This window comes from Chryseobacterium sp. ISL-6 (assembly GCF_018613715.1).
Lineage (GTDB): Bacteria > Bacteroidota > Bacteroidia > Flavobacteriales > Weeksellaceae > Chryseobacterium > Chryseobacterium paludis.
This window is the reverse complement of record NZ_JAGGPT010000001.1, coordinates 74067-86113: the sequence shown is the minus strand read 5'-3', so window position 1 is coordinate 86113 and position 12047 is coordinate 74067. Positions and strand designations below refer to the sequence as shown.

Sequence of the window (12047 nt, the reverse complement as noted above, 5' to 3'; positions counted from 1 at the left end):
TTATTTAATTAAGCTGTAACAGGTCTTTTTGTTGGTGCATCATTGGTATTAAAAACTCTGTTGATCACTGCATTTTGATTTTTCTCAAACATCTTGTGACTTCCTGGAGCCGGAGCACCACTTGGAACAGGAGCAATTACCTGAATTCCTGTATCTCTGAAGTTTCTTAAGATATAAGACCAAGCCCCCATATTTTCAGGTTCTTCCTGAGCCCAGACTAATTCTTTTCTATTTTCGTACTTACTGAAAATTTGTTCAATAGCATCAGTTTGTAATGGATATATTTGCTCAAATCTCACTAAAGCGATGTTTTCAGCATTAAGTTCTTCTTTCTTAGCTAGCAATTCGAAATAGAATTTACCAGAACAAAGAACTACTTTTTCTACTTTTTTAGGATCTGCAGTAGGATCATCCAAGATAGGTTGGAAAGCTCCGTTTGCAAAATCTTCTAGTGGAGAAACTACTTTAGGATGTCTCAATAATGACTTAGGACTCATTACAATTAATGGCTTTCTGTAAGTCCATTTTAATTGTCTTCTTAGTAAGTGGAAATAGTTAGCTGGCGAAGTGATATTAGCCACCACCATGTTTTCATTTGCACAAAGTGTTAAGAATCTCTCCAATCTTGCTGAAGAGTGTTCTGCACCCTGTCCTTCAGAACCGTGAGGCAATAACATTACCAAACCATTTTGAACTTTCCATTTCTCTTCTGCTGCTGCCAAATATTGGTCAACAATAATCTGAGCTCCGTTTACGAAATCTCCAAACTGTGCTTCCCAAACCGTTAGCGTATTTGGAGAAACCATTGCATATCCGTAGTCAAAACCTAAAACTCCGTATTCTGATAAGTGAGAGTTGTAAATATCAAATCTGTTTTCAGAAACCTGCTTTAATGGTACATATTCTTCTTCAGTGTCTTCAGTTTTTACTACTGCATGTCTATGAGAGAAAGTTCCTCTTTCTACATCTTCTCCTGAGATTCTGATATTATGACCTTCAGTAAGTAGTGTTGCATATGCTAACCACTCTCCTAAAGCCCAGTCTAAAGAGTTTCCTTCAATCGCTTTAACACGGTTTTCGAAAAGTCTTGTAATTTTACTTATAAATTTCTTATCAGCTGGAAGCGTAGACATTTTAATAGCCAATTCTTTCAGCTTCGCTAAATCATATTTTGTATCAACAGGAGACTGCATAGCTCCTCTTTTTGCAATTGGATAGTTCGTCCAGTCATCAGACATAAAGATATCCATTGCGTTTTTCTCGATCTCCTTAGAAGCATCAAAGTCCTTATCTAAAAGTTCTTTGAAATCAGTTTCCATTTTCTTAAGGATATCATTAGAAACGATACTGTCCTGGATTAATTTATCTTTATAGATTTCTCTTGGATTAGGGTGCTTAGAAATCAATTTATACAAATTAGGCTGCGTAAATCTTGGTTCATCTCCTTCGTTATGACCATATTTTCTGTACCCTAATAAATCGATATAAACGTCTTTTCCAAACTTTGCTCTGAAATCAGCAGCAAAATGAATAGCATGTACTACTGCTTCAGCATCGTCAGCATTCACGTGCATTACCGGAGATTCAGTAACTTTTGCAATATCTGTACAATAAGTAGATGATCTTGCATCAGCATAGTTTGTTGTAAATGAAACCTGGTTATTCACAACGATATGTACAGTACCACCTGTTTTATATCCTTCCAGAGTCATCATCTGTGCTACTTCATAGACAATTCCTTGTCCTGCAACAGCTCCATCTCCATGGATAACAATTGGTAAAATTTTAGAATAATCTCCCTCATATCTATCATCTACTTTAGCACGGCAGATCCCTTCTACTAAGGCGGCCACTGTTTCTAAGTGTGATGGATTAGGCGTTAAATTAATAGAAACCTCTTCTCCTGAAGCTGTTTTGATTTTTTTAGAAGATCCTAAGTGATATTTAACATCACCAGAGAATACATCTTCTTCAAATTCTTTTCCTTCGAATTCAGAGAAAATCTGTTTGTAAGATTTTCCAAAAATATTGGATAATACATTTAATCTTCCTCTGTGAGCCATTCCTAAAACAACCTCATCAACTCCTAACTGAGAAGATCTTGAGATCAATTGGTCCAAAGCCGGAATCAATGTTTCACCTCCTTCCAGAGAGAATCTCTTCTGACCAACAAATTTTGTATGAAGATAGTTTTCAAAAGCTACAGCCTGATTCAACTTCAATAAAATCTCAGTTTTTTCATTAGCTGAAAGACTTGGATGGTTTTCGTTTACCTGTAACCATTTTTTGATGAAATCTTTCTCTTCAACGTTGTTGATGTAAGTATATTCAACACCTATAGAATCACAATAAATTCTTTCCAGATGCTTGATAATATCCTGTAGTGTTGCAGGTTCTTTCATCCCTGTTTCAACAGCACAGTTAAATTTCGTATTTAAATCCTCCTTGCTCAGACCGAAATTTTCAATGTCTAAAGTAGGTGTGTAATGTCTTCTTTCTCTTACCGGGTTTGTTTTTGTAAACAAATGACCTCTTGTTCTGTAAGCTTCAATAAGGTTTACTACCTTAAATTCTTTCTTGATGTGCTCAGGAACTTCTCCGTTTGATACCGCCTGAGATATTTGCTGTGCTGCCGGGGCAGCATTCGCTGGAGCTTGAATATATTGGATGTTATCTTCATCACCGTAGTTCTCCAAGGCAAAATCGAAGCCTTGAAAGAAGGCTTTCCATGATGGCTCTAAAGAATCCGGAAATTTTAAGTACTGTTGGTATAAATCCTCAATTAACTGAGAATGAGCTGCGTTTAGGAATGAAAATCTGTCCATTATTACAGTTTATCTATTATTTAAATTTGTTTGTATAATTAATCCTCAAATTTAATAAAAAAAACCGACTTAGGACAGTCTCAGATTCTTAAAAAAACCATAAAAGACATAATTTTCAATAATTTACTTGTAGACGGATAGGGAAAGCTTCACGTTTACATCCTGATCCTCTATTGGGCGTTCGATAAAAACCTGACGAATATCACCAAAACGCATTTCATCTTTCTTTGCTTTCTGGATTAATTGCTGAATAGCTTTTACTCTTCCTGCATAAGATCCTTTGTAGTAAATGATATAATTTTGAGTAGGACTTACAGATCTGAAACTAAAGTTATTATCTGTAATTCCCATTTTTTTGGATAAAGGAATTCCCAGGAAATAAGAAACTTCCTTATCCTTGTAATTATCTGCATCGGTAAGTAAAATCGGAAATCCAAATTCATCTTCTTTTTTACCCAAATCCATACTTACATAATTATAAACTTTATTATAATTCATAACTATGTTTTTATACAATGCATCTTTTTTATTGGAAGTACTTACATTAATTCCCAATAATAGTTTCTCTTCTTCATTTTCAACCATCAGACTGTCATATTTAATTGCAGCCATTTGATTATCTTTTTCAACTTTATTTCCTAAAACATTTTTCAGACTGGCCATACTTTTATCGATATTCTCAGCAAACCGATCTTCAGTCCAGAAGTTTTCAACTCTTCTTAAAACTGATAATTTAGGCGTATGAACGTACCAGGTAATTTTCGTTTTTTCAGCTGAAACAGCTTTGAATTTCACATCTACAAGAGTTGGATTTTCATTTTTATCTTCGAAAAGCTGATATCTTAAAGTTTGATTAGGATTTTCATATCTGATAAACATCTCCCCATCTCTGTCATTTTTAGGATCGACATAGCTGATAGCACTTCCCATTCCTTCATATGGAGTATAATAATCAATGTCAATAGATTGAGAGTTTGTGAAAAAATTATTCCACCTGGTGAAATTCTGTAAATTATTGAATTGATGAAACACCTTATCCACGGGATAATCTATTTCCTTTTCTATCTTAAAGTTTTTACTGTCCTCCACAAAATAGTACATAGAAAGCGCATAAGCACCTACCAGCAAAACAACAATTACACTAATTATTTTAAAAAAACGCATCGCACAAAAGTAAGACAAATAAAAAAAGTGACCAATATATTGATCACTCTAGTTGTATGTTTATAAAAATTATCCAATATGTGTCCCAGGAAGCAAAACAGCCCCCTTCTTCACTACTACAATTCCATCTTGTACGGAATGGGTTTCATAATCCCCATCGTGAAGATGTTTCCCACCTATTATCCTTACATTATCTCCGATATAGCAGTTTTTATCTAAAATTGCTTTCTCTATATAGCAGTATTTTCCAATTCCCATATTAGGACGGCCTTCCCGGTCATTGATTACAATTTCTGTGGTATTTTGATAGAAATCAGAACCCATTACATAAGAATTTACAATCGTACTTCCTTTATCTATCCTTGTTCTGTTTCCAATTACTGAGTTTTCAATTTTATCAGCCATGATAATACATCCATCCCCGAAAACAGCCTTACTTACATAAGAACCATTAATTTTAGATGGTGGAAGCATTCTCGCCCTCGTGTAAATAGGTGATGAAGAAAATAAATTAAATTGTGGGAAATCCTGACATAGATCCAAGTTAGCTTCATAAAATGACTCAATTGTTCCTATATCTGTCCAATAGCCTTCATATTGATAGCTCAGAGTTGTATATTTTCCGATTGAATTTGGAATGATATCTTTTCCAAAATCATCTCCTGCTCCATCTTCAAACATCTTTTTAAGAATACTCTTTGTAAATATGTAGATTCCCATTGATGCCAGATACTCCTTTCCTTCATGTTTATTCTTTTCTGAAACTTCAGATTTCCAATCCCCTAAAATATCAAATCCCGGTTTTTCAGTAAAAGAAGTAATATTCCCTTCTTCATCTGATTTTAAAATACCAAAACCTGTTGCATCTTTAGCATTTACTGGAATTGTAGCAATAGTAACATCGCCTCCTTTTTCGATATGATAATCCAACATTTGCCTGAAATCCATCTGATAAAGCTGATCCCCTGAAAGAATTAAAATATAATCATAATCATATTTTTCAAGATGCTTCATAGACTGACGCACAGCATCTGCTGTTCCCTGATACCAACTTTCATTTTCAACATTCTGTTCTGCAGCCAGAATATCTACAAAGCCTTTGCTGAAGATATCAAAATGGAAAGAATTCTTAATATGAGAATTTAAAGAAGCGGAATTAAACTGTGTTAAAACCAAAATCTTATTCAATCCCGAATTCAAGCAATTGGAAATGGGAATATCCACTAATCTGTATTTTCCGGCAATTGGGACAGCTGGTTTTGACCTTGAATAGGTTAATGGAAAAAGTCTCGTCCCTCTACCTCCTCCCAAAACAATGGAAATAACATTGCGATTCATAAAATATCTTGCGTTTTAATTTATTAGGTTTACTGTTCTTTTCTTAATATCTACTTTCACTCTAAAACACTCTTTATTCTCATATTTTAGATTATTGTTAACAACAACAACTTCATACAAACCCTGATCATTCAATTCTTTTACCTCTTTATCTACATTATCAATTTCTATATTATAATCTCTAAGCTTACTTCTAAATAATTTATTGGTAATTAAGATACCCATCACATCTACTTTATTGATCATAAAATCCTCAACATTTTTATCATACCTGACCTTCCAGTCTTTACCATATCTATTTTCCAGTTTGGCAAATGTTTTTTTATTTTCAGTATTAACACTATCCATCAGCTTTTGGTCAACCTCACAACCTGCTACATCAACATATTTAATTTTCCATTTTTCAGCTATTCCATTTCTTCCTTCGATGTTTAACATATTGGGAAGGCCATAGCCTAAAATAGTAAAATATTTATTATTTGTTTCTTCCTTTTTACAAGATAAAATCATACATAGTATTAAAAGAAAAAAGCTTGCTCTAAACATTTTATTTATTATATAATGCTACATATTTCTCCGCTGACTTCTCCCATGCAAAATCGAATTGCATATTCGCAGTAATAAGATTCTTCATGGCACCTTTCTGATTATATATATTTACTCCCCTGTTCATCGCATGGATTACATCATCCACTCCCGGATAAACAAAATTCAATCCGGCACCACCCGTAGAAATATCTTGTACTGTATCTTTTAGTCCTCCTGTATATCTTACAATCGGAACCGTTCCATATCTCATAGAATACATTTGATTCAACCCACAAGGTTCCACCCTTGATGGCATTAGTAAAAAGTCCGCCGAGGCATATATCTTATGAGAAAGGTATTCTTTATAACCAAGATCAAGAGCAAAATTACTGTACAAGTGCTCATATTCTTGCAGTTTTCCTTCGATATACTTATTACCAGAGCCTAGGATCATAATATTTAAAGCGCCATAGCTCTGTCTTATACTTCTCGAAACAACGTCTGGCAACAGATCAGCTCCCTTTTCAGTTGCAAACCTTCCTATAAAGGCAAACAACGGAAGCTCTGGTTTCAGTCCATATTCTTTACAAAGTTTTGCCTTACTTTTCTTTTTCTGCTCAACAGCATTTTTAACACTAAAATTATAATCCAACATGGGATCTATTTCAGGATCCCAAACCTCTGTATCAATACCATTGATAATCCCATAAGCTTTTCGGAATTCTTCACGAACCAAACTTTCAAGTCCCCGGAAACTTATAAACAGTTCTTCCAGATAACCTTCTGAAACAGTAGTAAAAGCGCTTGAACATTTAATCATACTCGCAAGAGGATTAATCAGTCCGTTCCAGTCTAAAAGCCCCCATTTATAACTATCAAAAGATGGCATATAATGTGCCATACTCCAACTCATCATTCCCTGATATTCTCCATTATGAATCGTTCCAATGGTTTTCACTCCTTTTAAAAACTTAAATTCAGCACAGTATTCAATCATAAAAGGAACTAGTCCCGTATGATAATCATGACAATGTAAAACGTCAGGACGAATTTCCATTGCACTCAGCCAATGTAAAACACCATGTTGAAAAGCCAGAAACTGAAAACTCTCATCCTGATATCCATATGGATTATCACGATCTAAAAGTCCTGGAATTTTAACCATATAAAGTTCAAAACCTAAAACATCAGTTTTCTCCTTCATTACCTGAACCTGAAGCATATTCGGGCCTTGATGAATGAAACCATCAAAAACTATGTCAAACTCATGATCATACACAAAAGATTTGTTATACCAAGGCATGACAACTTTGGCATCAACCCCTTTTATTTTATTCTGATATTTTGGTAAAGCCCCGACAACATCTGCCAGACCTCCTACTTTTGCTATCGGATAACATTCCGTGCTAAGATGATAAACTATCATTTTACTTTTTATGTAATTTAATTCTATGTAATTTATACTTTTTATCTTTTCTCTGTTTTAAAATTAACCCTGCTAATGGGGGTAATTTTAAAGTTATTGATTTTGGCCTGCTCATCCATTCTTCATATTCTTCTTTCAGAACTTCAGGATTAATCCCTCCACCATGATACCTTGCATCATCAGAATTAAAAATAACTTCCCAGTGCGTTCCTTCATTTACTCCAATCTTATAATCTAAAATACGTGGCGTAAGATTGAGAACGACCATGAAAATATCATCTCTCCTTTTTCCTTTTCTTAAATATATATAGACAGAGTTATCCTGATCATTTGCTTCTACCCATTCAAACCCTTTAGAATTAAATTGATTTTCATAAAAGGCAGATTCATATCTGTAAACATGATTAAGATCCTTTATCAGGGTTTGCAATCCTTTGTGTACAGGGTATTGTAGTAAATGCCAATCCAAACTCTGTTTAAAATTCCATTCACTGGTTTGTCCAAATTCATCACCCATAAAAAGCAATTTTGCTCCCGGATGTGTATACATATACACAAACAATGTACGAAGATTAGCAAACTTCTGCCATTCATCACCCGGCATTTTATAAATAAGACTCGCCTTTCCGTGTACAACTTCATCGTGAGATAAAGGCATCATATAATTTTCATTATACATATACATAGAAGCAAAGGTCAGTTTATGATGATTGTTTTTTCTGTTTATAGGATCTAGTTTGAAATAATCCAATGTATCATGCATCCAGCCCATCATCCATTTCATTCCAAAACCTACTCCCCCATCATGTACAGGTTTTGTAAGTAAAGGAAAGTCTGAACTTTCTTCAGCAATGGTTATAATAGTATCTCCGAATTCTTTATACACAGCAGTATTAAATTCCTGAAGAAATAATTTTGCTTCAAGATTTACATTTCCACCATATTTATTGGGTTCCCATTCCCCTTCATTTCGGGAATAATCCAAATGAAGCATCGAAGTCACTGCATCCACCCGCAATCCATCAGCATGATATCTTTCCAGCCAAAACATGGCATTTGAAATTAAAAATGACTTAACTTCATTCCTTCCATAATTAAAAATATAAGATTTCCAGTCAGGATGAAACCCTTTCCTTGGATCTTCATGTTCATATAAAAAAGAACCGTCAAAACGATGCAAACCGTTAGCATCTCCAGGAAAATGAGAGGGTACCCAGTCTAAAATAACACCTATCTCATTCTGATGAAGCTCATCAATCAGATACATTAAATCCTGAGGAGAGCCAAACCGGGATGTTGCCGCATAAAAACCCGTAATCTGATAACCCCAACTCGGATCGTAAGGAAATTCCATTATGGGCATAAATTCAACATGAGTAAAACCCATTTCTTTGAGATAAGGTACTAGCTTTTTAGCTATGTCCCGATAATTTAAAAACTTTTCCGGATTATCTTCTTCTCTTACCCAAGAACCTAGATGCATCTCATATACTGAGATTGGAGCGTCTAAACTGTTCACTTTCCACCGGCTGTTCATCCAATCCTTATCCTGCCATTCATACCATGTCGTAGATATTAATGATGCAGCCTGTAAATTTTGCTCCCAGCTTAATGCATAAGGATCACTTTTCTCCAGAATCTCCCCATAGGTTGTCTCTATAGCGTACTTATATAAAGTTCCCCAGGTGAGCCCTTCGATAAATCCTTCCCAAATGCCCGATCCATCCCAGCGAGGATATAAAATATGTTCCTTATGGTTCCACTTGTTAAAATTTCCAATCACAGAAACTTTTTTTGAATTCGGTGCCCAAACCGAAAAATAAACTCCCTGTACTCCGTCCTTTTCTACGGAATGCGCTCCAAATTTATCATAGAGCTTATAATGTTTACCTTCTTTAAAAAGATAAACATCATGATCCGTAAAAAGTGTATATGTTTTAACAGAGTTCATTAGTGTTTAATTTACATTCTTTGAAACTACGAAAAATACAGCTAGAAACAATTAACTATAATTCAAATAATTGTTATATAAGTTATTTCATCCGCGTGTCTATCAAATATATAAAATTTACTGATTTATATATTTGTTTTTATCTAAAATTTCAGACTAGATATATCTAAAGTTTTTTTATAAATTTAGCCGTATTATTTTTTAAAGACACATGATGAAGTTTAAACTTTACACTGATGAGAGTGATGAAAGAACTGTATATGTAACAGGGAGTTTTAATAATTGGAATCCAAAAGACAGTCGATACAAACTTGAACTTACGGATCCCAACAACTATTATATTGATATTGCTGATGAGATACTGCCTTCTGATATAGAATATAAGTTTACAAAAGGAGGCTGGGAGAATGTGGAACTTGATAAATACGGAAATATTACTCCAAATCGTAAAGTCAAAAAAGCATCAGGTGAAGTTTCAGATACTGTAGAAAAGTGGAGACTCAACTGGGGTCCTTTTAAAGATGAGTTCTTCCCTATTGTAGAAATCATTTCGGAAGAATTTTATATCCCACAACTTGGCAGACACCGTAAAGTGTGGGCACTACTACCTTACGATTATTATATTTCGAATAAAAGCTATCCCGTATTATATCTTCAGGATGCCCAAAATCTCTTCAATGAAGGAAGTGAGTATGGAAACTGGGAAATCGACAAAAAACTCTCTATTCTTGCTGAATATGGCCGTGGAGATGTGATAATCATCGCAATTGAACATGGAAGTGAAGAAAGAATAAAAGAATATATATTTGATAATGATCATGTTGCCCACGGGTCTGAGGGCAAAAAATACATCCGATTTATCACAGATACTTTAAAACCATTTGTTGATGAACAGTACCGGACTAAAAAAGACAGGGAAAATACAGGAATCGGTGGTAGTTCTTTAGGCGCCTTGATCAGTATCTACAGTGGATTTCTTTATCCAGAAGTATATTCTAAGCTCTTAATTTTCTCACCATCGCTTTGGGTAGAACCAAATAATAATTTCCCAATGATGAATTTCAGAGTGCCTTTTAAAACAAAAATTTATTTATATGGTGGTGGACAGGAAGGAGCCAAAATGGTAAAACGAATCCATGTCTTTGAAGAATATTTAAGAAAATGGGAGAAAAAAAATTTCTTTGATTTTGAATTCAAAACCAATATCAACCCTGAAGGTACACATAGTGAATTCTATTGGTCTCAGGAATTTCCAAGGGCTATTGAATGGCTATTTTATGATAACATAGAAAACCCTGTAGAAGTAACCCCACAACAAAAAAGCATTAAACAGTAAAAATTATGAAATTAATCAACAAAAAAAATAAAAGCTACAGCCAGGTCTTTCAATTATTCACAGAGGAAGAATGGACAAAAACAAGCAAAAATTTCAATAAAAATATTTCCACTTTTTTCACTGGAAAGAAAAACGAAGTATTTGTTAATACCACTGAAGAAAGTATAATCTATTTTATCGGCTTAGGAAAAGAATCGATTCAGAATTTTGAAGTCCAGCAGGTTGCCGTAAAATTCTCCCAAACCCAGAAAAAAAGTTTAAAAGCTGTTTCCACGTTAGTGTTAGGAAATTTTGTTGATCAAAAACAGTTCGAAGAATTTATAAAGGGATTATTAATAGGAACATACAACTATCCTTTCGATAAAAATCATCCGTTCTGGAATCCGGCATTCGAGATTCATTTTGAAAATCTAAGTCAGAAAAAACTTGATGTAATTACCCAAAAAGCAATAGCATTAGCTAATGGCCAAACGGCCTGTCAGGAGTGGTTAAACAAACCTGCAAATCTTAAAAATCCAGATATTTTAAGTCTTTATCTTAAAAACTTAGCTAAAAAACATCAGCTAAAATATACTGTTTTCAACAGGAAAAAATGCGAAGAATTAGGTCTTGGAGCCTATCTTTCAGTAAATCAAGGAAGTGCTTATGATGCAGCCTTTACCATTTTAGAATACAAAACAACTGTAAAAAACGCTAAAACTATTGGCTTAGTGGGAAAATGTGTGGTCTTTGATACTGGAGGGATCTCTTTAAAGAATCATGAGAACATGCATTATATGAAATCTGATATGGGTGGAGCCACTGCTGTTTTAGGAGCTTTAATTTATGCTTCAGAAATGCAGCTTCCTATTAATCTTGTTGTTATTTTACCAATCACCGACAATTCAATTTCTGAAAAAGCCTTTCTTCCGAGTGACGTAATTACAGCTTACAATGGAAAAACAATTGAAGTATTAAATACAGATGCAGAGGGAAGAATGATTCTTGCTGATTCGCTTTCTTATCTTTCAAAAAACTATAAAACAGACCTTCTTATTGATCTGGCAACATTAACAGGAAGTTCTGTAAGAATGTTTGGTGATACTTGTGGTGCTTTATTTTCAAATAATGAAGAATTAAAAAATACATTAATAAAAACCGGTGATAGAACGAACCAGAGGCTATGGAATCTCCCTTTATGGGATATTTGGAAAGATGATATCCAATCTGATGTAGCGGATTTAAAAAACATTTCTATGAAACCTATTGGTGATTGTATTGTTGCCGCAAAGTTCCTGGAACAATTTATTGAAGGTCATTCGAAATGGGCTCATTTAGATATTGCCGGAGTGGCTTTCGGAAGCGTTGGATATGCTAAAGAAAAAGCGTCAACAGGCTTTGGAGTGCAATTGCTGGCCGATTTAATCGAAAATTATCATTAAAAATTAGTTTATTACAAAATTTCTCTGTATAATTGATTTAGGATTTTCAAAATCTCAG

The 12047-nt window shown here is 34.2% G+C and carries 8 protein-coding genes; 2 read left to right on the top strand and 6 right to left on the bottom strand.

The features are described from left to right. Positions 1–8: 8 nt before the first annotated feature. From J7E44_RS00360 to glgB, 6 genes are all read right to left on the bottom strand, one after another. The gene (locus tag J7E44_RS00360) at positions 9–2825 is read right to left on the bottom strand and encodes a 2-oxoglutarate dehydrogenase E1 component (RefSeq protein ID WP_214824256.1); all 2817 of its coding nucleotides are present in this window, start codon (positions 2823–2825) and stop codon (positions 9–11) included. 123 nt (positions 2826–2948) lie between these two features. Next, a complete protein-coding gene (locus J7E44_RS00355) occupies positions 2949–3989 on the bottom strand; it encodes an SRPBCC domain-containing protein (protein WP_214824253.1) in 1041 nt (346 codons plus the stop codon). A gap of 69 nt (positions 3990–4058) precedes the next feature. Further along, the gene (locus J7E44_RS00350; RefSeq protein WP_214824250.1) at positions 4059–5327 is read right to left on the bottom strand and encodes a glucose-1-phosphate adenylyltransferase; all 1269 of its coding nucleotides are present in this window, start codon (positions 5325–5327) and stop codon (positions 4059–4061) included. Positions 5328–5342: 15 nt separating this feature from the next. Next, complete coding sequence (locus tag J7E44_RS00345; RefSeq protein ID WP_214824247.1) at positions 5343–5837, bottom strand: FEKKY domain-containing protein; 495 nt, start codon at positions 5835–5837, stop codon at positions 5343–5345. Positions 5838–5874: 37 nt separating this feature from the next. Continuing rightward, positions 5875–7281: a glycogen synthase gene (locus J7E44_RS00340; RefSeq protein ID WP_214824245.1), complete on the bottom strand. Its 1407-nt coding sequence runs from the start codon at positions 7279–7281 to the stop codon at positions 5875–5877. A 1-nt stretch (position 7282) separates the two neighbouring features. Further along, positions 7283–9232: a 1,4-alpha-glucan branching protein GlgB gene (glgB, locus tag J7E44_RS00335; RefSeq protein WP_214824243.1), complete on the bottom strand. Its 1950-nt coding sequence runs from the start codon at positions 9230–9232 to the stop codon at positions 7283–7285. 214 nt (positions 9233–9446) lie between these two features. Here glgB and J7E44_RS00330 point away from each other — a divergent pair, with 214 nt between their 5' ends. Together J7E44_RS00330 and J7E44_RS00325 are read left to right on the top strand one after the other, a co-directional pair. Continuing rightward, complete coding sequence (locus tag J7E44_RS00330) at positions 9447–10568, top strand: alpha/beta hydrolase (RefSeq protein WP_214824241.1); 1122 nt, start codon at positions 9447–9449, stop codon at positions 10566–10568. Positions 10569–10573: 5 nt separating this feature from the next. Then, the gene (locus J7E44_RS00325) at positions 10574–11989 is read left to right on the top strand and encodes a leucyl aminopeptidase family protein (RefSeq protein WP_214824239.1); all 1416 of its coding nucleotides are present in this window, start codon (positions 10574–10576) and stop codon (positions 11987–11989) included. Positions 11990–12047 lie beyond the last annotated feature (58 nt).

What these genes read in the sequence shown, in the direction of transcription:
- J7E44_RS00360 (WP_214824256.1), bottom strand. Translation starts at nt 2,825, where the DNA reads ATGGACAGATTTTCATTCCTAAACGCAGCTCATTCTCAGTTAATTGAG.
- J7E44_RS00355 (WP_214824253.1), bottom strand. Translation starts at nt 3,989, where the DNA reads ATGCGTTTTTTTAAAATAATTAGTGTAATTGTTGTTTTGCTGGTAGGT.
- J7E44_RS00350 (WP_214824250.1), bottom strand. Translation starts at nt 5,327, where the DNA reads ATGAATCGCAATGTTATTTCCATTGTTTTGGGAGGAGGTAGAGGGACG.
- J7E44_RS00345 (WP_214824247.1), bottom strand. Translation starts at nt 5,837, where the DNA reads ATGATTTTATCTTGTAAAAAGGAAGAAACAAATAATAAATATTTTACT.
- J7E44_RS00340 (WP_214824245.1), bottom strand. Translation starts at nt 7,281, where the DNA reads ATGATAGTTTATCATCTTAGCACGGAATGTTATCCGATAGCAAAAGTA.
- glgB (WP_214824243.1), bottom strand. Translation starts at nt 9,232, where the DNA reads ATGAACTCTGTTAAAACATATACACTTTTTACGGATCATGATGTTTAT.
- J7E44_RS00330 (WP_214824241.1), top strand. Translation starts at nt 9,447, where the DNA reads ATGAAGTTTAAACTTTACACTGATGAGAGTGATGAAAGAACTGTATAT.
- J7E44_RS00325 (WP_214824239.1), top strand. Translation starts at nt 10,574, where the DNA reads ATGAAATTAATCAACAAAAAAAATAAAAGCTACAGCCAGGTCTTTCAA.